Annotated in this window: 24 protein-coding genes; 12 read left to right on the top strand and 12 right to left on the bottom strand. The window is 57.7% G+C overall.

The window, feature by feature from the left end:
- The first annotated feature begins 31 nt into the window (after window positions 1-31).
- On the top strand, window positions 32-442 hold the full coding sequence (locus Q1A63_RS01315; protein WP_298968612.1) for a hypothetical protein: 411 nt from the start codon (window positions 32-34) through the stop codon (window positions 440-442).
- A 91-nt stretch (window positions 443-533) separates the two neighbouring features.
- The gene (locus tag Q1A63_RS01310) at window positions 534-1,253 is read left to right on the top strand and encodes a hypothetical protein (protein WP_298968610.1); all 720 of its coding nucleotides are present in this window, start codon (window positions 534-536) and stop codon (window positions 1,251-1,253) included.
- A gap of 46 nt (window positions 1,254-1,299) precedes the next feature.
- Here Q1A63_RS01310 and Q1A63_RS01305 read toward each other — a convergent pair whose 3' ends face one another.
- A complete protein-coding gene (locus Q1A63_RS01305) occupies window positions 1,300-1,968 on the bottom strand; it encodes a GntR family transcriptional regulator (RefSeq protein WP_298968609.1) in 669 nt (222 codons plus the stop codon).
- Between the two features lie 316 nt (window positions 1,969-2,284).
- Here Q1A63_RS01305 and Q1A63_RS01300 point away from each other — a divergent pair, with 316 nt between their 5' ends.
- Both Q1A63_RS01300 and Q1A63_RS01295 read left to right on the top strand, forming a co-directional pair.
- Window positions 2,285-3,280 carry a TAXI family TRAP transporter solute-binding subunit gene (locus Q1A63_RS01300; protein WP_298968607.1) on the top strand — a complete coding sequence of 332 codons (996 nt, stop codon included), beginning with the start codon at window positions 2,285-2,287 and terminating at the stop codon, window positions 3,278-3,280.
- Window positions 3,281-3,351: 71 nt separating this feature from the next.
- Window positions 3,352-4,302, top strand: coding sequence for an aminotransferase class IV (locus Q1A63_RS01295; RefSeq protein ID WP_298968605.1), 951 nt, complete (start codon window positions 3,352-3,354; stop codon window positions 4,300-4,302).
- A 58-nt stretch (window positions 4,303-4,360) separates the two neighbouring features.
- Here the strand turns inward: Q1A63_RS01295 and mnhG are convergent, their stop codons facing one another.
- The 6 genes from mnhG to Q1A63_RS01265 are packed head-to-tail and all read right to left on the bottom strand — an operon-like array spanning window position 4,361 to window position 10,299.
- On the bottom strand, window positions 4,361-4,750 hold the full coding sequence (gene mnhG / locus Q1A63_RS01290) for a monovalent cation/H(+) antiporter subunit G (protein ID WP_298968603.1): 390 nt from the start codon (window positions 4,748-4,750) through the stop codon (window positions 4,361-4,363).
- On the bottom strand, window positions 4,747-5,034 hold the full coding sequence (locus Q1A63_RS01285; protein ID WP_298968599.1) for a K+/H+ antiporter subunit F: 288 nt from the start codon (window positions 5,032-5,034) through the stop codon (window positions 4,747-4,749). Before Q1A63_RS01285 ends, mnhG begins: the two co-directional genes overlap by 4 nt.
- Entirely contained in the window at window positions 5,031-5,531 is a 501-nt protein-coding gene (locus Q1A63_RS01280; RefSeq protein WP_298968598.1) for a Na+/H+ antiporter subunit E, read from the bottom strand. Before Q1A63_RS01280 ends, Q1A63_RS01285 begins: the two co-directional genes overlap by 4 nt.
- Before the next feature lies 1 nt (window position 5,532).
- Window positions 5,533-7,083, bottom strand: coding sequence for a monovalent cation/H+ antiporter subunit D (locus Q1A63_RS01275; protein ID WP_299630408.1), 1,551 nt, complete (start codon window positions 7,081-7,083; stop codon window positions 5,533-5,535).
- On the bottom strand, window positions 7,080-7,418 hold the full coding sequence (locus tag Q1A63_RS01270; protein ID WP_298968594.1) for a Na+/H+ antiporter subunit C: 339 nt from the start codon (window positions 7,416-7,418) through the stop codon (window positions 7,080-7,082). The genes Q1A63_RS01275 and Q1A63_RS01270 overlap by 4 nt, the downstream gene beginning before the upstream one ends.
- Window position 7,419: 1 nt before the next feature.
- Window positions 7,420-10,299, bottom strand: coding sequence for a monovalent cation/H+ antiporter subunit A (locus tag Q1A63_RS01265; RefSeq protein ID WP_298968592.1), 2,880 nt, complete (start codon window positions 10,297-10,299; stop codon window positions 7,420-7,422).
- Window positions 10,300-11,069: 770 nt separating this feature from the next.
- Here Q1A63_RS01265 and Q1A63_RS01260 point away from each other — a divergent pair.
- The gene (locus Q1A63_RS01260) at window positions 11,070-11,447 is read left to right on the top strand and encodes a hypothetical protein (protein ID WP_298968590.1); all 378 of its coding nucleotides are present in this window, start codon (window positions 11,070-11,072) and stop codon (window positions 11,445-11,447) included.
- Between the two features lie 64 nt (window positions 11,448-11,511).
- Here Q1A63_RS01260 and pncB read toward each other — a convergent pair whose 3' ends face one another.
- Together pncB and pncA are read right to left on the bottom strand one after the other, a co-directional pair.
- On the bottom strand, window positions 11,512-12,804 hold the full coding sequence (pncB, locus tag Q1A63_RS01255; protein WP_298968588.1) for a nicotinate phosphoribosyltransferase: 1,293 nt from the start codon (window positions 12,802-12,804) through the stop codon (window positions 11,512-11,514).
- On the bottom strand, window positions 12,797-13,405 hold the full coding sequence (gene pncA, locus Q1A63_RS01250; protein WP_298968587.1) for a bifunctional nicotinamidase/pyrazinamidase: 609 nt from the start codon (window positions 13,403-13,405) through the stop codon (window positions 12,797-12,799). The genes pncB and pncA overlap by 8 nt, the downstream gene beginning before the upstream one ends.
- Window positions 13,406-13,540: 135 nt before the next feature.
- Here pncA and Q1A63_RS01245 point away from each other — a divergent pair, with 135 nt between their 5' ends.
- Window positions 13,541-14,431 (top strand): rhodanese-related sulfurtransferase, encoded by an 891-nt coding sequence (locus Q1A63_RS01245; protein ID WP_298968585.1) that lies wholly within the window; start codon window positions 13,541-13,543, stop codon window positions 14,429-14,431.
- 2 nt (window positions 14,432-14,433) lie between these two features.
- Here the strand turns inward: Q1A63_RS01245 and Q1A63_RS01240 are convergent, their stop codons facing one another.
- Window positions 14,434-15,645: an MFS transporter gene (locus Q1A63_RS01240; RefSeq protein ID WP_298968584.1), complete on the bottom strand. Its 1,212-nt coding sequence runs from the start codon at window positions 15,643-15,645 to the stop codon at window positions 14,434-14,436.
- A 129-nt stretch (window positions 15,646-15,774) separates the two neighbouring features.
- Here Q1A63_RS01240 and Q1A63_RS01235 point away from each other — a divergent pair, with 129 nt between their 5' ends.
- The 5 genes from Q1A63_RS01235 to Q1A63_RS01215 all read left to right on the top strand — a co-directional run bounded on the left by Q1A63_RS01235 (window position 15,775) and on the right by Q1A63_RS01215 (window position 21,635).
- Window positions 15,775-16,608 carry a flagellar motor protein MotB gene (locus Q1A63_RS01235; RefSeq protein WP_298969564.1) on the top strand — a complete coding sequence of 278 codons (834 nt, stop codon included), beginning with the start codon at window positions 15,775-15,777 and terminating at the stop codon, window positions 16,606-16,608.
- A 100-nt stretch (window positions 16,609-16,708) separates the two neighbouring features.
- Window positions 16,709-18,040 carry a flagellar hook-basal body complex protein gene (locus Q1A63_RS01230; RefSeq protein ID WP_298968583.1) on the top strand — a complete coding sequence of 444 codons (1,332 nt, stop codon included), beginning with the start codon at window positions 16,709-16,711 and terminating at the stop codon, window positions 18,038-18,040.
- A gap of 41 nt (window positions 18,041-18,081) precedes the next feature.
- Window positions 18,082-19,527 carry a flagellar hook-associated protein FlgK gene (gene flgK, locus Q1A63_RS01225; protein WP_298968581.1) on the top strand — a complete coding sequence of 482 codons (1,446 nt, stop codon included), beginning with the start codon at window positions 18,082-18,084 and terminating at the stop codon, window positions 19,525-19,527.
- Window positions 19,528-19,530: 3 nt separating this feature from the next.
- The gene (locus tag Q1A63_RS01220) at window positions 19,531-20,535 is read left to right on the top strand and encodes a flagellin (protein ID WP_298968580.1); all 1,005 of its coding nucleotides are present in this window, start codon (window positions 19,531-19,533) and stop codon (window positions 20,533-20,535) included.
- Window positions 20,532-21,635, top strand: coding sequence for a flagellar basal body P-ring protein FlgI (locus Q1A63_RS01215; protein WP_298968578.1), 1,104 nt, complete (start codon window positions 20,532-20,534; stop codon window positions 21,633-21,635). The genes Q1A63_RS01220 and Q1A63_RS01215 overlap by 4 nt, the downstream gene beginning before the upstream one ends.
- 162 nt (window positions 21,636-21,797) lie before the next feature.
- Here the strand turns inward: Q1A63_RS01215 and Q1A63_RS01210 are convergent, their stop codons facing one another.
- A complete protein-coding gene (locus Q1A63_RS01210; protein WP_298968576.1) occupies window positions 21,798-22,820 on the bottom strand; it encodes an aspartate-semialdehyde dehydrogenase in 1,023 nt (340 codons plus the stop codon).
- Window positions 22,821-22,890: 70 nt separating this feature from the next.
- Window positions 22,891-23,667 carry an HpcH/HpaI aldolase/citrate lyase family protein gene (locus Q1A63_RS01205; RefSeq protein ID WP_298968575.1) on the bottom strand — a complete coding sequence of 259 codons (777 nt, stop codon included), beginning with the start codon at window positions 23,665-23,667 and terminating at the stop codon, window positions 22,891-22,893.
- A 225-nt stretch (window positions 23,668-23,892) separates the two neighbouring features.
- On the opposite strand from Q1A63_RS01205, the gene Q1A63_RS01200 reads away from it, so the two are divergent.
- Window positions 23,893-24,837: a hypothetical protein gene (locus tag Q1A63_RS01200; protein WP_298968573.1), complete on the top strand. Its 945-nt coding sequence runs from the start codon at window positions 23,893-23,895 to the stop codon at window positions 24,835-24,837.
- The last annotated feature ends 24 nt before the right edge of the window (window positions 24,838-24,861 follow it).

Here is a 24,861-nt window from a genome sequence, read left to right as displayed (position 1 = left end):
TCTTAACCAGAATTAAGGAATCCTCGGCGGTATGAACACCCGGACCGTAACGATTCAATTGCCATCTGATTTGATGCTCGCCGTGCATGACATGGCCACCGAACAGGAAGGGACCGTTGGCAAGATCGTGGAAGACGTTCTTGTCGCCCATGTGGCCGCGCATAAAGGCAACCAGAGAACGCCACAGATCACCGACGAACGCCTGATCTTTGCGTTGCAGAGGTTGCTGTTTCGCGACATGGCGGATGCAACTGACTGGGCTGATCTTGATGAGCGTCTGCGGCGTCATGGGTATTTTCTCAAGATCGCCTGGGGTGGCTTGTCACTGCACACCGAAACCAGCGGTCAAAAGCTCTGCAATACGGCGGATCTCGGGTTTTCCTACGTGACTTTCCTGCGCCGTTTCGGGCCGGGTAAGCCAAAGAACCCACGTGAGGAATGAGTTGTTCCCGGTTCCTTGATGTCTAAACTCATGTGAGACGATGGTCTCTGGCGCGGTTGGCGTTTCCGGGCACCACAAAAAGGATCGGTGCATGAGTGTGGACCATCGGGCCGTTATCGCGGCCCACAACAATGCTGATCTTTATGAGGCGATGTTCTCCGCGCATGGTTTGGCTTATGAGCGTCTGTCTTTTGCGTTTGTGGGGAAGGATCGTCCGCTGCCCTTTTACTCGAATTTGACGGTGCTGTCGCCGGACCACGAGGCTGAAATCATTCAACAAATCAACCATATCGCGGCGCAATTCGAGGGTGCGGTTGGCCTGAAAGACAGTTTTTGCCAGTTGGATTTGGCGACACATGGGTTCGACACGTTGTTTGGCGCATCGTGGATCTGGCGGGATGCTGGCGTGCAAACGATGGCCAGTCACTGGCAACCGATTGAAACCCAGGCGGATTTGGCGCTGTGGGAAGAAGGCTGGAAAAAGAACGGGTCAGCCACAGAGCGCCGCATGTTCACCGCAGATCTATTGAACCGGGACGACATGTTCTTCTTTGGTCTGAAAACAGGTGGGGAAATCGGGGCAGGATGCATCGCGAACCAGTCTGAAAATTGCATTGGTCTTTCGAATGTCTTTGCCCGCGCCGCCCCAAGCGCAGCATTTTCGCAGGCAACCGCGGCGATCGCCGCCATCGCGCCGGGTTTGCCGATCGTCGGCTACGAATCCGGAATGGATTTGGAGCACGCCCGCAGCGCCGGATTCGACACGGTTGGCGATCTGCGCATTCTTGTTGCCAAGAACGCTGCGTTTTGATGTCGGGGTGTCCTGCAGGCTGAAGCGTCCTGCGCGTGAGAACAGATCACCAGTCGGTCATTTCCAGCGTTTTCGCGAGACCCTGCCGCATGTGATCGTCGAGATGGGCCAACATGGCCTCCAGATCGTCGCCCTTCGCAAGACGGATGTAGTCGTCGTGCGATTGCCGCAGGGGGCCGCCACGCCCATGAGCCTTTTGGTGCATGGCAAAATAGAACTGCAAATTCGGCTTGAGCCTTTCCCAGCTTTGCAACAGGAGGCCATGCCCCGAAAGCTCATAGCACCAACTGTGTAGGTGCAATTCGCTTGAAATGGCACCGTAAGGATCGTTTTCCGAAATCTTGTCGCAGAGGACTTCGTTTCTGAACTCCAGTTCTGCCAGATTAACCAGATTTCTCTTGTCCCAGCACATCTGGAACGCGATTTTTTCAAGCCCCGCCCGCAGTGAATAGATTTCGGTGAGATCGACACGGTCGAGTTTGCGCACATACGTCCCGCGAAACGGCAGGTTCACAAGCAGGCCGACCTCGACCAGGCGGTTCATGGCCTCTCGCAGGGTCGCGCGGCTGATCCCCAGCGACGTGGCAACCGAAGTTTCCAGGACTTTCGAGCCCGGTGCCATATCACCCATCACGATCATCTGTTGCAAGGTGTCCAGTGTTCGGTCCTTGAGAGTATCGCTGGGCGGTTTGGCGTCTGCGGTGTCGTTTTTCATTGTTGTTCCAGATTGGGCGGATCATTGCTCCAATAGCATTGCTGCGCCTGTGGGGCGATAGCGCTTTAGAAAATCTAGTGGCAAAGGTTGAGTGGCACCACCGTCGACCGTCACTGAAGTCTTGTTCGTTACTTAGTGATTGTCGACATAATTATAAATTGTCGACAATATGACTCGCGCATTCTACTGTTGCGGATAAGGATTCGCCCGGCTTGTGGCCCCGCCGCAAAAGATAACCTTTGGACATGACTACTCTCTTGGTCGGTTCCGCGCGGGCGGCTCTGTGCAAAAAACTTAGAAAACAAGGAGGTTATTCATGCTCTCAATTCACAACATGATCGGTCACACCCGGCCAGGCCTATCGGCTTTGGCAACCATCGCGGTCCTGGCGGTATCCGGCACCGCCGTGAAGGCCGAAGAATTTCTGACCATCGGCACCGGCGGCGTAACTGGCATTTATTATGCGGTTGGTGGTGGTATCTGCCGACTGGTCAATAAGGACAGAAAGACCCACGGCATCCGCTGTTCGGTCGAAAGCACGGGCGGATCAGTCTACAACCTGCGGACAATTCGCCAGGGCGAGTTGGAAATGGGAATTGTTCAGTCCGACTGGCAATTCCATTCGATGAACGGCACCAGCCTTTTCGAGGAAGACGGCGCCTATGAAGAGCTGCGTTCCTTGTTCTCTCTGCACCCCGATACCGTGATCATCGCCGCGCGCAAAGACACGGGTATCACCTCGATGGAGGATCTGGCAGGTAAAACCGTCAATCTCGGCAATCTTGGTTCCGGGACCCGCGGCACGGCCGAGGTTTTGGTGTCCGCGATGGGCTGGGATATGGATCACTTTGGCCTCGTGACCGAATTGAAATCAGCCGAGCAATCCTCCGCACTTTGCGACAATTCGATCGATGCCTTCCTGATGGTTGCGGGCAACCCGGTGGCCAACGTGCTCGAAGCGGCGACGACCTGTGACATCAATATCATCCCGGTGGCGGGGCCGGAAGTGGATGACCTGGTGCATAGCAAATCCTATTATGGCCATGTGACCATCCCCGGTGGGCTTTATCGTGGGGTGGACGCCGATGTGCCCTCCTTCGGGCTGCCGTCGACTTTCGTCACATCCTCGAAGATTTCCGACGATGTGATCTACGAAATGGTCAAAGCGGTATTTGAGAACTTTGACACGTTCAAAGGCTTCCACCCGGCCTTTGCCAACCTTAAAAAGGAAGAAATGGTGGTAAATGGGCTATCAGCGCCGATGCATCCCGGTGCGGAGAAGTATTTCCGTGAAGCGGGTCTGATCCAATAACACCTTGATCGGGGCGGGGCTCGTCTCCGCCCGATATCCATGTCTGAAAGCACCCGAGGATCTGCCAGCCCATGAACGAACACCCCCAAAGCCATTCAACCCATGATGCCGACGAAGATCTGCGCAACAAGGACATCAAGATATACCTGAACGGCAAGATTGTACCGCGTGAGGAAGCGGTGGTGTCAGTCTACGATTCCGGGTTCATGCTGGGCGATGGCATGTGGGAAGGGCTGCGCCTTTACGATGGTGTCTGGGCCTTTTTTGACGAGCATATGGATCGGCTTTTCAATGCCTGCAAGTCGGTGTCGATCGACATTGGCATGAGCAAAGCGGAGGTGCTGGCGGCGCTGAACGCGACCGCAGCGGCCAATGACATGACCACGGATGCGCATTGCCGTTTGATGATTACGCGGGGCAAAAAGGTCAAACCGTTCCAGCATCCGGGGCTCAGCCGGTCCGGCCCGACGATCACCGCGATTCTGGAGCACTCCAAACCAGCGGATAGCCTGCTCACGCGCGGTATCCGACTGGCGACCGTGCCCCAGGTGCGCGGGCTGCCGATGTCCCAGGACGCGAAATACAACAGCCATTCGAAGCTGAACTGTGTGATCGCTTGTTTGCAAGCGGAGCAGGCCGGGGCGGATGAGGCGCTGATGCTGGACCCGCATGGGTTTGTGAATACGACCAACGCCTGCAACTTCTTCATCGTGCGTCGGGGCGAGGTTTGGACCTCGACGGGGGACTATTGCATGAACGGCGTCACCCGGCAGAAGGTGATTGATCTGTGTCGCGAGAACGGCATCCCGGTGCGGGAGAAAAACTACTCCCTCTATGAGGCCTACGGGGCGGAGGAGGCGTTTTTGACGGGCACCTTTGGCGCACAGACACCGGTGGCGGAGATCGACGGCAAACCCATCGGCGATCACCGCGGCGCGGGGCCGATGACCCTGCGCATTCGCGGCCTTTACAAGGATCTTGTGGCCCGCAACGTCGCGGCGCAAAAGGCCAGCGTGGCGTAGGCGTCGAATACTCAAGGACGTGCGGGCGGCTTGCCGGCCCGTGCAGGTTATGCCCGGCCTACCCCTGTTTCGGCTCCGCGATCTCGCGATCTGCTTCCGGTATGCTGAGCGTGGACCAGGTATCGTCGCGCGGCGGCGTGGGTGGCGTGTCGCAGGCGCGTTTGTGAATGTTCACCTTGGCGATGAAATTCGCGGAAATCGGGGCCGTTACAAAGAGAAAGGCCATGATCAGCACTTCGTGCATCGACCCGTCACCAAAGGTATAGGAATGGATCATCGAGGCCAGCAGCAGGGAGCCGATGCCCACGGTACCGACCTTGGTCGGCGCATGCATCCGGGTCATTGAATCGTTGAACCGTACCAGACCTATGGCCCCGACAAGTGCGAAGCCAGCCCCAACCAAAAGCGCCACGGTAACGGCGTATATTCCAATAATTTCAGCGGTCATTCGATGATGTCCCCCCGCAAAACGAAGCGCGCATAGGCGACGGTTGAAACAAACCCAAGCATGGCAATGATCATCGACGCCTCGAAATAGACGCGGACGCCCTGCGCAATGCCCAGCAGCACAATCAGCCCGATGGCGTTCACCACCATCGTATCGAGTGCGAGAATGCGGTCCCCGGTGCTTGGCCCAATGATCAGCCTTACCATCGACATCGCCTGCGCGACGGAGACGACCACAAAGGCCAGGATCAGCGCCATATTCATCAGATCGGTTGCAAGGCTCATGCAAAAATCTCCTTCAGGCGGCGCTCGTAGCGGTGTTTGATCTCGTCGCGCACGGCGTCGGCGTCATCGGTATCCAGAACATGGACCAGCAGGCTGTGCCCTTCGTCTGACAGATCCGCAGAGACTGTGCCCGGCGTCAGGGTAATGGTCCCTGCAAGGATTGTGATCGCTTCGGGCTGGCGCAATTCCAGCGGGACAACGATCCACGCCGGGCGCAGCTTCGAATTGGGTCGGGTCAGGACAATCCAGGCCACCTGCACGTTCGCGACCATGATGTCCCAGAGCACCATGAGAGTGTAGGTGATCATCTTACCCATGTGAAAGCCCTGTGGCGTGTCGGGCCACCAGATCGAGGTCCCCCAGGGGATGATCACGCCGAGGATGAGGCCAAAGACAATCATGCCCGCAGAGATGTCGTTTTGCAGGACGGTCCAGACAACGGCCAGCAGCAGCGTGACCAGGGGGTGCGGCAAGAGCCAGCGATATGCTTTCATCATGTCAATGTCCCTCCGTCGGTTTGCTGAGCTTGCCCGGTGTCTCCAGAACCGTCGAGATGTAGGGCTCGGGGTTGAACAGTTGTTGCGAGATCGAGGCCATGTAGGCCGTGGCTGGCCCGGCAAAAACGGTATGCGCCACCAGCATGGTCAGCAGGCCGCCGACCGCGCAATAGGACAGCACGGCGGGTGCTGCTGTTGTTTCCGCTTCAGGATCTTCTTCGGGTGGTGGCAGGGATTTGGCCTTCCAGAAAAGCACGCTGCCCGCGCGTGAGAACCCGACCACGGCAATCAGGCTGGAGATCAGCACAACCGCCCAGATCCACGCTGCGGTGGAGGTCGGGAAGGCCGCATCGAGAATCAGCAGCTTACCGACGAAGCCAGACAAGGGCGGCAGGCCCGCCATGGCGATGGCCGCCACCATAAAGAGCGCGGATGTCAGCGCGGCCCCGGGCAGAGTGGGTTGTGCGGTCAGCTTCAGGTCAGCCCGGCCCGTGCCCACCAGATCGACGATCAGGAAGAGCGCGGCGGCCGCGAGCGTGGAGTGCACCGTGTAGTATAGCGCTGCGGTGATGCTGGTCTGGGTGAACATCGAAATCGCCACCATGACCATCCCCATGGACCCGATCACGGCGAAGGCGACCAGACGGTCGAGGTGTTTCGCGGCCAGAATGCCGATCATGCCAATCGCCAGCGATATCATCGCGGCGGGCAGCAGCCATGCGGTTTGCAGCCCGGCGGTCACCTCAAGCTCGGGGTGGAAGATCATCGTATAGACGCGGATGATCGCATAGGCGCCGACCTTGGTCATGATCGCAAAGAGGGCCGCGACCGGGGCGGGTGCTTCGGCGTAGCTTGAGGGCAGCCAGAAATGTAGTGGGACCACAGCAGCCTTGATCGCGAAGACCAGCAGCAACAAGACTGCCGCCAGCCGGATACCAACCGTTTCGCTTGGATCGACCAGGGCGACGCGCTGGGCCACATCGGCCATATTGAGCGTCCCGGTTTCCGCGTAAAGCGCCCCAAGGGCGAAGAGGAAAAGCGTCGACCCCAGCAGATTGAAGAGCACATATTGCACGCCCGCGCGCAGGCGCGCGTTACCGCCCGCGTGGATCATCAGCCCGTAGGAGGCGATCAGCAGCACTTCGAAAAACACGAAGAGGTTGAAGAGGTCACCGGTCAGGAAGGCGCCCATGATCCCCATCAGCTGGAACTGGAACAGCGCGTGGAAATGCCGCCCGCGGTCATCCCAGCCCGATCCAATGGCATAGAGCAGGACAAAGAGCGCCAGCACCGCGGTCAGCAGCACCATCAGGGTCGAGAGCCTGTCGCCGACCAGCACGATGCCGAAAGGCGCCGCCCAATCGCCCAATTGATAGAGGATGATCGTGCCGTCAGAGGCAGTCCAGGCCAGGCCCGCCGCCACGGCGATCAGGGCCATGACACCAGCCACGGAAAACACGCGCTGGATCCCAATGTGATACCGTGCGGCGAGCACTATAAAGGGCGCCAGAATCGCGGGCAGGATAACAGGTGCAATAATCCAATGGGTCACGTGGCATCCTCCGCCGCGGGATCATCCACATGGTCATCGTCCGATCCCAGGAACGCCCCCAGCGCGATCATGACCACAACGGCCGTCATGCCAAAGGAGATCACGATGGCGGTCAGCACCAGCGCCTGCGGCAGCGGATCGGTATAGCGTTCTGCGCCGTCGATCAGCACCGGGGCTGCGCCAATGGCGAGCCGTCCGGAGGCAAAGAGGAAGACGTTCACCGCATAGGTCAGCAGCGAGATGCCCAGGATGACCGGAAAGGTGCGCAGGCGCAGCACCAGATAGATACCGCCTGCGGTCAGAATGCCAATGCCGGATGCAACGAGAAGCTCCATGTCACACGCCCTCCTTTGCCGTTGTGAGTGCAGGGTCAGGGGGATCGCTGCGGGACGGGTCGATGTCCATCGGATGCTCTGTATCGGGCACCTGCGCGCGGCGTGCGAGGCGGGAGAAGCTCTCCAGCGACAGCATGACGGCACCGACAACAGCGAGGAAGACGCCCACGTCAAAGAGCGCTGCCGTTGCCAGCTCGAATTTCTCGAAGGGCGGGATGCGGACATAGGTGAAATCGGAGGTCAGGAAGGGCTTGCTCACGAACCACGATCCGATCCCGGTGAACCCGGCAACCAGCACGCCAGCGCCGATGACCCCATGATAGGGATAGCGCAGCCGCGCCGAGGCCCAGTTGAAGCCGCTTGCCATGTACTGCATCACCACCCCGATGGAGACGACCAGCCCGGCGATGAAGCCACCGCCCGGCTCGTTATGGCCGCGCAGGAAGATGTAGAAACCCACCATCATCACCACGGGCATCATCACCCGGGTCAGCACCACCATCATCATCGGATGCATGTCACCGGCCCGCGGCTGATCGGGCGTGCGGTTCAACAGACGCGCCCGCACCGGGCCAGACAGCAGCGTTTCGGTCAGCGCGTAGATTAGCAGGGCGGCAATGCCCAGCACGATGATCTCGCCAAAGGTGTCAAAGCCCCGGAAGTCGACAAGGATCACGTTCACCACATTGGTGCCGCCGCCGCCCTTGTAGGAGTTGGCGAGGTGGAATTCCGAAATCGGCGCCGTGATCGCGTCGCGCATCAGGAAATGATAGGCCATGACGGTTGTTGCCAGACCGCCCGCAAGGGCAACGGCGCTGTCGCGAAACCGGCGCATGACCGTGCTTTCAATCGGCGTCTGGTTGGGCAGGAAGTTCAGCGCCAGCAGCAGCAGGATGATGGTGACCACTTCGACGGTGATCTGCGTCATGGCCAGATCCGGCGCGCTGAAGAAGACAAATCCGATGGAGACCATCAGGCCCGCGATCCCGATCAGGATCAGCGACATCAGGCGGTTGCGGTGCAGGAACACCATGCCGATGGTTGCGGCGACCAGCATGATCCACCCGGCGACAACCACCGGGGTCACCGGCTGCATTGTCCGTGTCGCAGTGCCGACCGTTCCGGTTGTCCAGGCGTAATATCCGGCGATAATCACCGTCATCATCATGATCGCGCCGTAGCGGGAAAAGGCACCGTTGTGCATCCCGTGGATGAAGCCTTTGGCCACGCGCACGATGGCTTCGACGAGGCCCTCGAAGATCACCTTTGCTTCGGGCCGTGGTGTGCCGTCCCAGAGGCGCAGCGCGGGACGATAGATCGCGAGCAAAATCAGACCACCGACCGTGGCAATGATCGACATGTAGAGGGCCGGTACCAGCCCGTGCCAGATCTTGAAGTAGGCTTTTGGCACCTCTGCGGTATCACCGAGCACCGAGGCGGTGACGAGTTTCACGAAGGGTTCCGCCAGGAAGGGTGCGACGCCGATGGTGATGACCAGCACCACCAGAATTGCCGGCGGCAGCCACATGCCTGCGCCGGGATCATGCGGCTTGGCCGGGTAGTCGTCCCGCACCTTGCCCAGGAAGGTATGTCCGATCAGACGGAAGCAGTAGGCCGCGGAAAAGATCGACCCGAATACCGCCAGACCGGGCACAAACCAATGGGAGTTGAAGAGAACAGTATGGTTGGCTTCTTCCAGCATCATCTCTTTTGACAGGAACCCATTGAGCGGGGGGATCCCCGCCATCGACAGGGCCGCGATACTGGCGATTGTGAAGGTAATCGGCATCAGGTGGCGCAGCCCGCCCAGACGGCGAATGTCCCGGGTGTGGGTTTCGTGATCGACGATCCCGGCGGACATGAAGAGCGCGGCCTTGAAAGTAGCGTGGTTGAGGATGTGGAACATCGCGGCCATTGCCCCAAAGGCGGTGCCGGTGCCCAAGAGCATGGTGATGAGACCGAGATGGCTGACGGTGGAAAAGGCGAGCAGCGCTTTGAGATCATGTTTGAAGAGCGCGATGATCGCGCCCAGCACCATGGTGATCAGCCCGGCGGTGGTCACGATCACAAACCATTCCGGCGTGCCCGACAGCACCGGCCACATGCGCGACATCAGGAAGATACCGGCTTTCACCATGGTCGCGGAGTGCAGGTAGGCGGAAACCGGCGTGGGGGCGGCCATCGCGTGCGGCAGCCAGAAATGGAACGGAAACTGGGCGGATTTGGTAAAGCAGCCCAGCAGGATCAGCAGCAGCGCAGGCAGGTAGAGCGGCGATGCCTGGATAAGATCGCGGTTCTGCAGGATGACGCTGAGGTCATAGCTGCCCACGATCTGGCCCAGGATCAGCATGCCACCGATCATCGCCAGACCGCCCATACCGGTCACGGTCAGCGCCATGCGCGCGCCCTGCCGTCCTTCCGGCAGGTGTTTCCAGTAGCCGATCAGCAGGAAAGAGGAGAGCGAGGTCAGTTCCCAAAAAACCAGCAAAAGCAGGATGTTGTCGCTCAGCACGATCCCGACCATCGCGCCCTGAAAGAGCAGCAGATAGGTGAAAAACTCGCCCATATTGTCGTCGCGCGAGAGGTAGGAGCGCGCATAGGCGATGATCAGCAATCCGATGCCCAGGATGAGCAGCGCAAAGAAGAACCCCAGACCATCCAGCATCAGCGTGAAGTTAAGACCCAGCGCGGGTATCCAATCCACGCGCGCCGTGACCAGATCGCCCGCGATGACGGCGGGCAGGTTCGTCAGGAGCCCGATGAAAGCCGCCAGCGATACCGTGAAAGTGACCCCCGCGCAGGCCTGACGGCCCGCGGAGTTCATCAGACCAGGTAACAATGCGCCAAAGAACGGCAAAGCAACGATTAGGAAGAGGGACACGCGAACTCCTGATCTTTTGGTCTGAAAAGTTCCCCAATAACTGGTTTAGTTTGCGCCTGTTCTCAAGCGAAACCGACAAAAATCGTCACAAAACGCGCGTAATTTCGAAAACGAACGCGGGTTGTGGCATTCGAGTGGCGGTTCATGCGCACACCGCGTAGGCTCCGTCCCTCTATCCGAAATACTGTGGGCTTGCAGGCCGCTCACCCAAAGGGTTGGAGGTGGCAAATGCCACAATCTGGTCACAATTCACGACAGATCGACCTGTCAGGACGCCGCGAAACAACCTGGTTTTCGCCGGCGATTCGGATTTTTCAGACCGGTTTCAATTGCAGATGGAATTCTTCTCGGGGAGCGGGAAAGTCACCGTTAACGGCTGTTTTTAATACTTTAATTCAACTTTCAATCGATGCGGGAACGCGAAAATTGGGGTTGGTCAAACACCCAATCGCACCGGTTTGCGTGCAGTGTTTCCATATGGTCGACGGATGCAGGGATTCATTGAATTCGAGCAAAACTGTGGCGTAAATTGGGTGAGGTTGGCGCCAAGGTACTGGCGGCGAGGTCCAACCGTTTTCGACGATCTGGGTGGGGCAATGCTTGGGGAGTTGGTAAATGTACCTCAAAAATTCACTGCGGCACCGCAGTTTTAGGCGGTGCGTGAAAGAGTGCGGCATATTGGCCGTCCCCTCGGTTGTTTTGGCGGCAGTTCATTTCGGTGCCAGTCCAATTCTCTTTTTGATCACCTGTTCTGATGGGGGAAGTTTTCTATGACATTACAACTCGCACGATCCGGGCGCATTACCGCCCTGTCGCATCGCAATTCCGATCGCATTCTTGTACGCCCGGCACGCCACAGAGCCGATGTGATGTTGCCCGAAGAGGGCACGGTTGCGGCCTATCTGATCGATGCTTTGGGGCAGGGTTCGACATCAGATCAAATCGAATCCGAGACCGGTTGGTCAAAACCCACCGTTCTGATCAACCTCTACAGGGTGGCCAAGAAATCAGGTGTCGGTATTCGGCGGCGGAATGATGTGATGCATTTGTTGCTGCCCAAAGGGGCCGAAAACGTCTATCCGCGCAAACAAGTTACCCGCAAGGCTGATGATCTGACCCGGTGCGCCAGCGCGTCGGTGTCCACATAGATGACGCGCCGCGTGCTCGGCTTCGCCACCCCATGACTAAGGGGGTTGGGCGCATGTGTGCTGTTCAGACAATCACCTCTTGTGCTGCCTGCTCGCCCACATGGAAGACGCGCTTGTAGCGTTCAATCTCGGTGACAGGACCCATTGCTTTGTTGGGGTTGTCCGACAGCTTCACTGTAGGCACCCCATTGGCTTCAACGGCCTTGCAGACCAGCGAAAACGGGGCGAGCCGGTCTTCGGGCACCAGGTTTCTGAAATCATTGGTCAGCAACGTCCCCCAGCCAAAGGAGACATTCACCCGGCCTGAAAACTTAGTGTGCAGAGACCGTATTTTGTCCACGTCCAGCCCATCGCTGAAAATGATCCGCTTGGTGGCGGGATCTTCGCCCCGCGCTTTCCACCAAGCGATGGCGGTTTCTGCCGCGGTCGCGGGATCACCGCTATCCACTCGAATGCCGGTCCATCCGGCCAGCCAATCCGGCGCATTGTCCAGAAACCCCTTGGTGCCGAAGGTATCGGGCAGAATGATCCGCAGATTGCCCTCATGCTCATCATGCCAGTCGGACAGCACGTCATAAGGGGCCTGCGCCAGTTCCGCGTCGGTTTTGGCCAGCGCGGCATAGACCATCGGCAGCTCATGCGCATTGGTTCCGATGGCCTCCAGCTCGCGGTTCATCGCGATCTTGCAGTTTGAGGTGCCGGTGAACGCAGAGCCCAGGCCTTCCTGCATCGCCTGCACGCACCAATCTTGCCAGAGGTAGCTGTGCCGCCGGCGTGTGCCGAAATCGGCAATCGACAGGTCAGGAATGTCGCGCATCGCTTCGATCTTTTCCCAGACGCGGGTCATTGCGCGGGCATAAAGCACCTGCAGTTCGAACTTGCCCATCTGGTCCAGAACGGCGCGGCCCCGCAATTCCATCAAGACCGCGAGCGCAGGGATTTCCCACAACATGACCTCGGGCCAGGTGCCTTCGAACGTCAGCTCGTATTGGTCGCCTTTGCGTTCCAGGTGATAGGGCGGCAGGCGCAGGTTTTCGAACCATTCCATGAAATCCGGGCGGAACATCTGGCGCTTGCCGTAAAACGTATTGCCGCGCAGCCAAGTGCTTTCCCCGCGCGACAGGGAGAGGGACCGGATGTGATCCAGCTGCTCGCGCAACTCGCCCTCGTCAATCAATTCGGCCAGCGGCACATGTTTGGAGCGGTTGATCAGGCTGAAGGTGACGCGCGTGCCCGGTTTGTTGCGAAACACCGACTGGCACATCAGCAGCTTGTAGAAATCCGTATCGATCAGCGACCGGACGATCGGATCGATCTTCCATTTGTGGTTCCAGACGCGGGTGGCGATATCAACCATGGTTGGCCTCCAGTGTCACGCCAGCGTCCTGCATGCCCGTGCGGGCCGCCTCCAGCGATCCGTTCAGATCGATGGCGCGGCACAGGTCTTCGCGCACGCGCACTTTGAAGCCCAGCTTTGCCGCGTCAACAGCGGAAAAATTCACGCAGAAGTCCAGCGCCAGCCCCACCATGAGCAATTCATCGATGCCGCGGGTGCGCAAATACCCCTCAAGGCCGGTCGGAGTAGTATGATCGTTTTCGAAGAATGCGGAGTAGCTGTCGATCTGCGGATTGTAGCCTTTGCGAATGATCAGATCCGCCCGGTCCACATGCAGCTCTGGATGGAATTGTGCGCCAAGGCTGCCCTGAATGCAATGGTCGGGCCAGAGCACCTGCGGGCCATAGGGCATGTCTATCATGTCGTAGGGCGCCTTGCCGTCATGCGAGGACGCGAAAGAGGAATGCCCGGCAGGATGCCAGTCCTGCGTCAGGATCACCGCCTCCGCCTCCGCGATCAGGGCGTTGATCGGGGCAACGATGGCATCGCCCTCGGGCACGGCCAGCGCCCCGCCGGGGCAGAAATCCGTTTGCAGATCAATCACGATCAGAGCCTGCGTCATGCGCATCCCTCCATTGGTCCTCTTGTGGGTAAGGTGCGTCGCGGGGTGCGTCAATGGCATCTGCATATGGCGCGCGAGATGGGCGGCTCACATACGCTCTTGCCAGCGGCGCAGGCGCGTCATATCTGACCGCCCATGTACACCATCGCTGCCCTCTATCACTTCACCCGTTTTGACGATCCGGATGCTCTCCGGCCCGATCTGCTGGCGCTCTGCAATACCCACGGCGTGCAGGGTACGTTGTTGCTGGCAAAAGAGGGTGTGAATGGCACCATTGCTGGATCGCGTCAGGGCATTGATGCGGTTCTCGCGCATCTGCGCGCCTTGCCCGGGTGCAGTGATCTGGAATGGAAAGAGGCAACCAGCGATCACGCGCCATTTGGCAAGATGAAGGTCCGCCTCAAACGCGAAATCGTGACCATGGGGCAGCCGGACGTCGACCCGCGCGCCCGCGTCGGGCATTACGTCGATCCGCAGGATTGGAACGCGCTGATCTCGGCGCCGGATGTCGCGGTGATCGATACGCGCAACGACTATGAAGTGGCGATTGGTACCTTTGACGGTGCCATCGACCCCAAAACAGAGAGCTTTGGCGGTTTTCCGGCGTGGTGGGAGGCGAACAAGGAGCGCTTTCACAACAAGAAAATCGCGATGTTCTGCACCGGCGGCATTCGGTGTGAAAAATCAACCAATTACCTGTTGGGACAGGGGGTTGATGAGGTCTACCACCTCAAGGGCGGCATTCTGAAGTACCTCGAAGAGGTGCCGGAGGAGGAGACCAGATGGAACGGGTCCTGTTTTGTCTTTGACAATCGGGTCAGTGTCGAACACGGGCTGCGCGAAGGGCCGCATGCGCTTTGCCACGGATGCCGACGCCCGATTCTGCCCGAAGACGTGAAACGCCCGGAATACGAGCCCGGCGTCAGTTGCCATCAGTGTGTGCATGAAACCTCGGACGCGGATAAGGCCCGGTTCCGCGAGCGCCAGAAGCAGATCATGCTGGCGCGGGCGCGCAGCGCTTCCTAAGATCAGGCAGGCACCGCAGAGGGCGTGCGCGGTCTGCTACGGATCAATAGCCAAACCATGATCGCAATGTTGAGACCGTTCCACAGGATGCCGTTGATGAAGGCCAGTTGGTAGGATCCGCTGATGTCGTAGATCCAGCCAGACATCCAGCCGCCCAGCGCCATACCAAGAATTGTCGCCATCATCACGAAACCCACCCGTGCGCCGGCTTCCCGCGCGGGCATGTATTCACGCACGATCAAGGCGTAGCTGGGCACAATGCCGCCCTGGCTGAGACCAAAGATCAGGCTGACGATGTAGAGCGACACCAATCCGCCGGACGGCAGGTATAAAAACAGCGCCAGACATTGCAGGGCGGAGCCGATCAGCAGGGTTTTTACGCCGCCAAGCTTGTCCGCGACCAGCCCCGATACGATGCGCGAACCGACACCGCCCAGAAGCATCAGCGCCAGCATCTCTGCCCCGACGGCGGGCCCGTAGCCAAGATCGACGCAATAGGACACGATATGCACCTGGGGCATCGACATCGCCACGCAGCATCCGATTCCGGCAAGGCCCAGCAGATATTGCAAGGCCCGCGGCGAAAGCCCTGATGACAGCGCGTTTTTCATGGATTGTGCTTGTGCCGCGACCTGCACATCTGTGGGCAGGCGTCTGCGGAGGGCAAATGACAGGGGGATCACGCTTGCGAGGGTCACAACGGCCATGAATAGATACACGGCGCGCCAGCCCGCCGCTTCGAGCATGCCGGCCAGGACCATCGGCCAGATTGCGCCCGACAGATAGTTGCCACTGGCGACAAGAGCGACTGCAATGCCCCGGCGCCGCACGAACCAATGAGAAATATCCGCGATCAGCGGGCCAAACCCGACCGCTGACGCAAAGCCCACCAGTAATTGGGCCAGCGACAGGACGGCGATGGATTGGCTGAGCGTCGCCAGGCCAAACCCAAGGGCGACACCCAATGCGGCCCCGATCAGGGAGACCGTGACGCCAAAACGATCCACCGCCTTGCCGATCACGAAATTACCGACCGCAAAGCCGATCATTGTCAATGTATAGGGCATCGAAGCCTCGGCACGGCCTGCGCCGAACTCGGCCTCTACCGCGGGCATGATGACAATGATCGCCCACATGCCGACATTGACGATCATCGCGATCACCAGTGTCAGGACCAGCCTGATCCAGGAATAGCTGCTGTCAGTGATCGGCATCCACGCCCCCTTGTCCCGTATCTGCGCGCAACTTGTGATCCGACGCAAGGAAACAATCCATCCGTTAAGGGTGTGGAAAGACATCCTGAGGTATCCCTGTCTTCGGGTGAATATGAGAGTGGTGACGATATGGGCGCGCAGAGCAATCTGGCACCGATCATCATCAAGAGAAAAAAGATTATCGCGGGGGGTCACCATGGTGGCGCCTGGAAGGTCGCTTATGCGGACTTCGTGACTGCGATGATGGCTTTTTTCATGATGATGTGGCTGTTGAACGCAACGACCGAGCAACAACGTCAGGGGTTGGCCGATTACTTTTCGCCGACCATTCCGATCAACCGTATTTCGGGGGGCGGTGACGGCTCGTTTGGGGGCGACAGTATTTTTTCGGAAGAAACCTTGCCACAAAACGGGCTGGGCGCATCGACACAGCATGCGACACGCAAAGATAAGGCGTCGGGCGAATCCGGTGTGAGCGAGGAGGGTGGCGAGCGCAACCGGTCCGATGGCGAGCTGGAAGCCGTTGTTGCGGAGCTCACCGCCCGTGGTGGCGAGAGTGCCGTCATGGAGAACGCGCTGAAACATGTGGTGACCCGCATTACCGACGAAGGCCTGGTGATCGAGCTCTTTGCTCTGGATGGGGTGCCATTGTTTGTTGAAGGCACAGATCAGCCAACGCCCTTGATGGAATCGCTGGTCGATCTTGTGGCGAGTGTTGGTCAGAGTGTCACGAATGATGTGGCAATCGGCGGGCACGTGCGTGCGGGACCCATCGTTTTGGCGGAAAATCCAGTGTGGGACAATTCATTTGCGCGTGCGTCACGGACCCGAATGATGCTGCAATCCGGTGGATTGAGTGCCGCGCGGATGCACAGGGTCACCGGCCATGCGGACCGGGAGCCGGTGCACAGAAATCCGATGGCCACACGAAACGACAGAGTTGAAATTGTGTTTCTGCGCTAAATTATGGCCTAAATAGGGCGCATTTTATATGTTAGCGCGGTGTTAAGCCCGGGCGTCTATCTGAGTGGTCAATGGATTATCACTTCAGAAAGGCGTGCCCATGTCAATTTCATCTTCGCTGAATGCAGGTGTTGCAGGACTACAAACAAATGCTCAGCGTTTGGCGTCCATTTCGGACAACATCGCGAACTCCTCAACATATGGCTACAAGCGAGTGGAAACGGATTTTGAATCCATGGTGTTGTCCCCGGGCGGCGGCTCCTATGTTGCCGGTGGTGTGCGCGCCAGTACGCAGCGGTTGATCGATCAGCGTGGGACGCTTATTTCGACATCGAATTCAACCGATCTCGCGGTTCGAGGGGCGGGGATGCTGCCGGTCGCGCAGTCAGCGCAGGTGCAGACTGCGGGTGCGGATGCGCCGATGTTTTTGACGACGACAGGCTCCTTCCGAACAGATGCTGAAGGATATCTGACATCGCAATCCGGCCTTGTGCTAATGGGATGGCCCGCAGCGGCGGATGGATCGATCCCAAACTATCCGCGTGATACGGCAGATGGTTTGGAGCCGGTGCGTATCAACACCAGCCAGTTGGCGGGCAATCCAACACTGTCGATGAGCCTGGGTGTAAACCTGCCTGCAACGGAGACCGAGTTTGGCGCTGCAGCGCTGACGGAACAGCTTTCTGTTGAGTACTTTGACAATCTCGGCACTTCGCAAAGCATCAATATATCTTTCGAGCCGACAGCTCCGGCCCTGGCAGGTGACCCTGCCACAAATGAGTGGACGATGACCATGACGGATTCCGCTCAAGGCGGTGACCAGATCGGGCGATATACCTTGACCTTCACTGACGCGCGCACGGGTGGCGGGACGCTTGCGACCGTGACCCCGATTGCCATGACGGCTCCTGTCGGACCCAGCCCGGCCTATGACGCGGCGACAGGTCAGATATCGGTGACGGTTGCTGCGGGTCCCATCGACATCGACATTGGTACAATTGGCGACACCGAAGGGTTGTCGCAGCTTTCCTATAACTTCGCGCCGGTTTCGGTAACGAAGGACGGCTCCGCCATCGGTAACTTCGTTGGTCTGGACGTCGACGCAAATGGGTTTGTGCGCGCGAGCTTCGATACGGGTGAAATTCGGACGATTTACCAGGTTCCCCTGATCAATGTGGCCAATCCAAACGGGCTGCAGGCCTTTGACAGCCAGACATATCTGCCATCCCGGCAAAGTGGGTCGTTTTTCCTGTGGGATGCTGGCGATGGACCGACCGGTGACATCGTGTCCTTCGCCCGCGAAGAATCCACAACGGATGTGGCGGGTGAATTGACCGATATGATCAAGACGCAGCGGGCGTACTCCTCCAATGCAAAGGTCATCCAGACCGTGGATGAAATGTTGCAGGAAACAACAAACATCAAGCGTTGATCCTGACCCGTTTGCAGTGAACAGAAAAAAGAGGGCCTGATATGACGATTTCCTCAGCGCTATCAAATGCGATGACTGGATTGCGTGCTGCTGGACGCAATTCTCAGACAATTTCGGCCAACATCGCGAATGCGATGACGCCCGGCTATGGCGTGCGCTCTGTTGCGCTGTCATCCGCGCAAATTGGCGGTGTCAGCATCGATGGCATTACCCGGAACGTCAATCCGGCCCTTTTGGGTGACCGCGGTCTCGCCGAGTCCGCGTTCAACAACGCAAGTGATCGGACAAACTTTCTGATCAATTACGAAAACGCGTTGGGGACTCCGGATGATCCGAATTCCCTATCAGCTCGTATTGCGGAATTCGAAACCAGCCTGATTACCGCAACCAGTCGCCCGGATGCACCGGAGAGGCTGGAAGGCGCGGTAAACTCAGCGCGCGATCTTGCGTCTTTGATCACGTCCGCGTCCAAGAATATTCAGGAAGCGCGCAGCGAAGCCGACCGAAATATCGACTTTCAGGTAAATCAGCTCAACTCAGCACTATCCGGGGTCAAGGAACTCAACCTTCAGATTACAAAAACGCTCGCTGTTGGGGGTGATACTTCCGCGTTGCAGGACAATCGTCAGGCGTTGGTGGATGAGATCAGTACCATTGTGTCTGTGCGCCAAATTCCAAGAGACAACGGCCAGATCGCTCTTTACTCGACGGGCGGTGCTATTTTGATTGATGGAGGCGTCGCCGAAATCGAGTTTTCCGCCGTCAATCAAGTGACGCCCTACATGACGCAAGCTGGCGGCATGCTCTCTGGATTGACAATAAATGGCTATCCCGTGCCAACCGACAGCACACGCGGTGCGCTTGGTGGCGGCTCGCTTGGGGCGCAGTTTGAAATCAGAGATGAACTGGGCGTGGACGCGCAGACGCAGCTTGACGCTTTTGCGCGCGACCTTGTTGAAAGATTCCAGGACCCGGCGGTTGATCCGTCGCTGGCAATTGGAGATCCGGGGCTCTTCACAGATACCGGGATCGCTTTTGATCCCTTGAATGAGGTCGGTCTGTCGGAGAGGCTTACCGTGAATGCTGCCGTGGACGAACGGCAGGGCGGCGAAGCCTGGCGTTTGCGAGACGGTATCAATGCGGTCGTTCAGGGCGATGTCGGCGACTCGCGGCTTCTGCAGTCCCTTTCGACCACGTTGAGCGCGAAAAGAACGCCCGCAAGCGGCAATTTTGCCAGTGGCGCATTTTCCGCCATTAACCTTGCAGCAACACTCACCTCTCAACTTGGTGCGGACCGGGCGCAAGCAGAACAAAGCCTGACCTTCTCCTCAACACAGTTGAACGAGTTGACGCAGTTGGTTTTGGCAGAAGGCGTCGATACGGATCAAGAGCTTCAACGCTTGCTTCTGGTTGAACAGACCTACGCAGCAAATGCTCGCATGATCGAGGCGGCGGACGAAATGATGCAAACAATCTTGAGGCTATAACTTATGACTTCCGTTTCACTAGGCGACCTGGCTCAGTCATTTATGCTTCAGCGTCGTAGCGTTTCTTTGCGTCAAGATCTGAATCGCCTGACTGACGAACTGTCGAGCGGTAAGGTTTCCGACATCCGTGAAGTGCTTTCAGGCAATCACAACTACCTGACCGGTTTGGAAAGGTCGCTGGAAATCCTTGATGGTTACTCGGTCGCGAACGCAGAAGCAAAATACTTCACAGGTGCAATGCAAACGGCTCTGGATCGCGTTCAGACATTTGGGAGCGATCTGGGGTTGGATCTATTGCTCGCGAGTGGTGGCCCCATTGGAGTTATCGCCGGTAATCCATCCGAAAATGCGCGCACGCAGTTGCAAGGCATGATCAATTCTTTGAATAGCGATATTGCTGGAAGAAGCATGTTTGCTGGCACTGCGACGGATCAAACCCCGCTACCTAATGTTGAAGATCTGCTTGCGCTGGTCAGAACAGCTGTGACGGGGCAAACGACACCAGAAGATATCGTTGCGGCCGCAGAAACGTGGTTTAATGACCCGGCAGGTTTCGACGCGACGGCTTATTCCGGATCAACAACCGCGTTGGCGCCATTTGTCCTCTCCGAAACAGAACGTGTTACATTGGATGTGCGGGCGGATGACGACGCACTTAAAAATCTCTTGTTGCACACCACGGTTGCTGCTCTCGCAGACGATCCCGTCTTGGGGCTGGATGTCTCTCAACAATCCGAACTGTTTGGTATTACCGGAATTGGCCTGCAATCCAATCAAGACCAGTTGACCAGCCTACGCGCAGATATCGGCTTCACCGAAGAACGCATCGAGATGATTTCCGCCCGCAATCAGGCGGAAGAAACCAGCACAGAGTTCGCGCGAAACGCCTTGCTGGAAGCCGATCCCTTTAGAACCGCGACGGAGTTGGAAAGCGTGCAGTTTCACTTGCAGAGCCTTTACTCCGTTACGGTGCGAAGCTCACAACTTTCCCTGGTGAATTTCCTATGAAACTATTTCTATCGGTCGTACTTTTCATTTCGATCAGCGTGAGTAACGCAATAGCGGGACCGGTCCGCATCAAGGACCTCGTCGAATTCGACGGTGTTCGCGGCAATGATCTGGTGGGTTACGGCCTAGTTGTCGGCTTGAACGGCAGTGGTGATGGTTTGCGGAATGCGCCATTTACCGAAGAAATAATGTCCAATATCCTGGAACGGCTGGGCGTGAATGTCGCAGGTGAACAATTCAGACCCAAAAACGTGGCCGCTGTTTTCGTGACGGCCGCGTTGCCCCCATTCGCACGCGGAGGCAGTCAAATTGATGTGACCGTTTCGGCTATCGGTGACGCAAGCAGTTTGCTGGGCGGTACGCTGATTATGACACCACTTAATGCGGCCGATGGGCAAATCTATGCGGTTGCCCAGGGTACGATCATTGCAGGGGGTGCCGTTGCGGAAGGAGACGGGGCAAACGTCACACAAGGTGTGCCGACTTCCGGCGTTATTCCATCGGGTGCCCGGGTTGAGCGTGAAATCGAGTTTGATCTTTCGAACCTGACGAATTTACGGCTCGCACTGCGAGATGCCGATTTCACGACAGCTGCCCGTATTGAACAGGCGATCAACTCTGATTTTGGGCGACCGGTTGCCTTCATGCTGGATTCAGGCACCGTACAGCTCGATATTCCACAAACGCGAATGGCTTCAGTCGCGCATGCACTTGGCAGGATTGAAAACATATCCGTTCAGCCAGAGCGCAAGGCCCGTGTGGTTGTTGACCAGCGTTCGGGAACGATCGTGATGGGCGAAGACGTGCGGATTTCGCGTGTGGCCGTATCGCAGGGCAACCTCACACTGAGGATACAGGAAGCCCCAATTGCTGTTCAACCGAACCCATTTGCCGATGGTGAAACTGTTATTGTGCCGAGAACAAATGCCGAAATCGAAGAAGAACCTGGCATTGGTTTAGCGGAGATCCCCAACGGCACCTCGTTGTCCGAGGTTATTGCTGGATTAAATGCACTGGGTGTTTCGCCAAGAGATATGATTGACATTCTTAAGAGCATAAAGGCTGCTGGAGCACTCCATGCGGAATTCATCGTCCGCTAGCCTATTTTCCAGATTGGCGCGTTTCAAACACTACATCAAAGTAGGGTAGTCGCTGGAGCGCCCCGCATGAAGTTTGGGTGACAATCCTCTAAATGATGCTGAGGCGCCAAAAAAGCCCGCCAGATCTTAGATCGGCGGGCTCAAAACGCTTTATGTGGCTTATCAGCCTTTCTTCAAGACACGCTGCCCAAGCAATTCCGCAATCTGAACCGCGTTCAATGCGGCCCCTTTGCGCAGATTGTCAGATACGCACCAAAGGTTCAGACCGTTATCTATCGTGCTGTCTTGACGGATACGACTGATGAAGGTGGCGAAGTCGCCGACACATTCGACCGGCGTGACGTAGCCCCCGTCCTCGCGTTTATCGATCACCATAACGCCTGGCGCTTCGCGCAAAATTTCGCGCGCTTCGTCTTCGTCCAGATGATCTTCGAACTCGATGTTCACGGCCTCGGAGTGACCAACGAAAACAGGCACGCGTACACAGGTCGCCGTCACTTTGATTTTCGGATCGACGATCTTCTTCGTCTCCGCCACCATCTTCCACTCTTCTTTCGTCGAGCCGTCTTCCATGAAGACATCGATATGTGGGATCACATTGAAGGCAATCTGCTTGGTGAACTTCTTCGCAGGTTTGTCGTCGACCGGGTTGTAGATCGATTTCGTCTGATCCCAGAGCTCATCAATGCCGTCTTTGCCCGCTCCGGAAACAGATTGGTAAGTCGACACCACCACGCGTTTGACGGTCGCACGGTCATGCAGCGGCTTAAGGGCGACAACCATCTGCGCAGTCGAACAGTTTGGGTTCGCAATGATGTTTTTCTTGGCGTAGCCGGTAATCGCATCCGCATTCACCTCAGGCACGATCAATGGAACGTCAGGATCATAACGATAAAGCGACGAGTTATCGATCACGACACAACCCGCCTTCGCCGCCTTCGGGGCATATTGTTTGGTCGCCTCGGAACCAACGGCGAAGAGCGCGATGTCCCAGCCCGTGAAGTCAAACGTATCAAGGTCCTTTGTCGTCAGTGTCTTCTCGCCAAAGCTCACTTCCGTTCCCATGGATTTCCGGCTGGCCAGCACGGCGATCTCATCCACGGGGAAGTGGCGTTCAGAGAGAATGTTCAGCATTTCGCGGCCCACATTACCTGTGGCACCCGCAATGACGATGCGGTAACCCATCTGTTTTACTCCAATGTTCAAGTGATGGTGCGCGCCTGTTATACCCCTTGGGCGTCGGAGGGAAGGGGCCTCAAGACTTCTTGTCTTTCCACTTGGTCGCCACCGCCTTGCCGGAATTGAGCAAAAGCGCGATATCCATCGCCACGGCCACGAACCTTGCACCTGCGTCCAGCGACGATTGAATCATGCCGTCGTCAGGCGTGAGTATGCCTGCCGCCTTACCACTGTCGCTGATCCGCCGGATCGCGTCGAGGATGGTTTTCTGCATGTCAAGGTGCATGGTCTGGCCGAGATACCCAAGGCTGGCAGAGAGATCCGCGGGACCGATGAAGATACCATCCACCCCTTCGACAGAGAGGATATCGTCAAGATTGTCCAATCCTGTCTTGTTCTCCACCTGCACCAGCAGACAGATTTGGTCGTCCGCTGTCAGGCCATAATTCTCCATCTGTCCGAAGTCCGACACGCGGCCCACCGCATAACCAACACCCCGCGTCCCATTCGGTGGGTATCGACACGCGCGGACCAGCTCGCGGGCTTGTTCGGCTGTCTCGACCATCGGGACAAGAATGGTCTGGGTCCCAACGTCCAAGACCTGCTTGATAATCCACGTCTCGCCAATTGGCACGCGCACGATTGGATGGCTGTCACTGCCTTTTAGCGCCACCATCTGATCCCGGATCGATCTGATATCGTTGGGCGAGTGCTCTCCGTCAATCAGCAACCAGTCAAATCCCGCACCGCCCATGATCTCGGCCGTATAGCCTTCAGCAATGCTCATCCAGCAACCAAAAAGGGTTTGCCCATCGGCGAGTGCTTTTTTGAAGGTATTGAGTGGGGCTGGCATATTCGTGCGTCCTTACAACTTTGTTTGGCGCAACCTAGTCGGTCTGCGCAACGAAACGCCAGCCCGAAAGTGCCTCGCGCGCACCTTGCAAACACACCAACCCGCCTGTTGATGAAAGACCAAACCGACCGTTGATCGATATCAATGTCGAAAGGTCAGCCAATCCTAGTCTGACCTTGGGAAAGCAGGTTCGACATTCTGCAGTGAGGGAACAGGATATGAGATATGGCTGCCCGACAGGCGATTGAAGCGTTGGTGGCCAAGGCCATAGAGGCCCCGTCGAGCCACAACAGCCAACCGTGGATATTTGAAGCAACAGCAGAGGCCATCAGGCTTTACGCAGATCGAACCCGTGCTTTGAGTGTCAATGATCCGAATGATCGTGAACTTACGATCAGTTGCGGTTGCGCATTGATGAACCTGCGTGCTGCAGCGGCTGAGCAGGGAAGACCGCTCATGGTTAGCCTACTTCCGGACAAAGACGATCCCGATTTGCTGGCCGAAATCGGGTTTGATGGGCAGGTCGATGAGGATTTGAAACCGCTCGCGCGACATATCTCGCCCCGGCGTACTTACCGAAAGAAGTTTGAAGTCGACGACGTGTCTCCGGCCATTCTGGAAGATTTGATCGATGCAGCAGCGATAGAGGGTGTGTGGTTTGATCCGCTTTTGGGAACACATCGCGCCGCGGCTGTAGCGCTGGTTTCCGAAGGTGACGCCGCGCAATGGTCAGACCCGCAGTGGCGCAGAGAGGTGGCCAGCTGGATGCATCCACGGCGGCGTGGTGAGGGTTTACCGATACCTTGGCTGGCACTTCCCGCGGCCAGACTGGTGGTCCGATCCTTTGATATGGGCAAAGGGTTCGGCGCCAAGCACAGAGAAATCGCTCAACATTCGCCAATTCTGGCAGTGCTAGGCACCCAAAAAGATCGCGTGCAGGATTGGCTGAGCGCGGGGCAGGGGTTGGAACGCGTTTTGCTGACCGCGGCGAAGGCTGGGCTGCAGGCGTCTTATCTCAACCAACCTGTTCAGGTTGCGCATTTACGCGCGGCACTCCAATCGCTTTGCCAGAATGGGGGCGTGCCGCAAATCCTGCTACGGTTGGGCTATCCGATGGACGATGTCATCGCAGCCCCGCGCCGACCGCTATCGGATGTCCTGAAAATGTAGTCGGGCATCCACCTCAAAACCAAA

Origin of the sequence: uncultured Roseobacter sp., from assembly GCF_947499265.1 — a bacterium.
Taxonomy (GTDB): Bacteria; Pseudomonadota; Alphaproteobacteria; order Rhodobacterales; family Rhodobacteraceae; genus Roseobacter.
Note: the sequence above shows the minus strand (reverse complement) of the source record. Positions and strands in the feature narration are given on the sequence as shown.

Coding starts and splice junctions, on each gene's coding strand:
- Q1A63_RS01315 (WP_298968612.1), top strand. CDS start 32: ATGAACACCCGGACCGTAACGATTCAATTGCCATCTGATTTGATGCTC.
- Q1A63_RS01310 (WP_298968610.1), top strand. CDS start 534: ATGAGTGTGGACCATCGGGCCGTTATCGCGGCCCACAACAATGCTGAT.
- Q1A63_RS01305 (WP_298968609.1), bottom strand. CDS start 1,968: ATGAAAAACGACACCGCAGACGCCAAACCGCCCAGCGATACTCTCAAG.
- Q1A63_RS01300 (WP_298968607.1), top strand. CDS start 2,285: ATGCTCTCAATTCACAACATGATCGGTCACACCCGGCCAGGCCTATCG.
- Q1A63_RS01295 (WP_298968605.1), top strand. CDS start 3,352: ATGAACGAACACCCCCAAAGCCATTCAACCCATGATGCCGACGAAGAT.
- mnhG (WP_298968603.1), bottom strand. CDS start 4,750: ATGACCGCTGAAATTATTGGAATATACGCCGTTACCGTGGCGCTTTTG.
- Q1A63_RS01285 (WP_298968599.1), bottom strand. CDS start 5,034: ATGAGCCTTGCAACCGATCTGATGAATATGGCGCTGATCCTGGCCTTT.
- Q1A63_RS01280 (WP_298968598.1), bottom strand. CDS start 5,531: ATGATGAAAGCATATCGCTGGCTCTTGCCGCACCCCCTGGTCACGCTG.
- Q1A63_RS01270 (WP_298968594.1), bottom strand. CDS start 7,418: ATGGAGCTTCTCGTTGCATCCGGCATTGGCATTCTGACCGCAGGCGGT.
- Q1A63_RS01260 (WP_298968590.1), top strand. CDS start 11,070: ATGACATTACAACTCGCACGATCCGGGCGCATTACCGCCCTGTCGCAT.
- pncB (WP_298968588.1), bottom strand. CDS start 12,804: ATGGTTGATATCGCCACCCGCGTCTGGAACCACAAATGGAAGATCGAT.
- pncA (WP_298968587.1), bottom strand. CDS start 13,405: ATGACGCAGGCTCTGATCGTGATTGATCTGCAAACGGATTTCTGCCCC.
- Q1A63_RS01245 (WP_298968585.1), top strand. CDS start 13,541: ATGTACACCATCGCTGCCCTCTATCACTTCACCCGTTTTGACGATCCG.
- Q1A63_RS01240 (WP_298968584.1), bottom strand. CDS start 15,645: ATGCCGATCACTGACAGCAGCTATTCCTGGATCAGGCTGGTCCTGACA.
- Q1A63_RS01235 (WP_298969564.1), top strand. CDS start 15,775: ATGGGCGCGCAGAGCAATCTGGCACCGATCATCATCAAGAGAAAAAAG.
- Q1A63_RS01230 (WP_298968583.1), top strand. CDS start 16,709: ATGTCAATTTCATCTTCGCTGAATGCAGGTGTTGCAGGACTACAAACA.
- flgK (WP_298968581.1), top strand. CDS start 18,082: ATGACGATTTCCTCAGCGCTATCAAATGCGATGACTGGATTGCGTGCT.
- Q1A63_RS01220 (WP_298968580.1), top strand. CDS start 19,531: ATGACTTCCGTTTCACTAGGCGACCTGGCTCAGTCATTTATGCTTCAG.
- Q1A63_RS01215 (WP_298968578.1), top strand. CDS start 20,532: ATGAAACTATTTCTATCGGTCGTACTTTTCATTTCGATCAGCGTGAGT.
- Q1A63_RS01210 (WP_298968576.1), bottom strand. CDS start 22,820: ATGGGTTACCGCATCGTCATTGCGGGTGCCACAGGTAATGTGGGCCGC.
- Q1A63_RS01205 (WP_298968575.1), bottom strand. CDS start 23,667: ATGCCAGCCCCACTCAATACCTTCAAAAAAGCACTCGCCGATGGGCAA.
- Q1A63_RS01200 (WP_298968573.1), top strand. CDS start 23,893: ATGGCTGCCCGACAGGCGATTGAAGCGTTGGTGGCCAAGGCCATAGAG.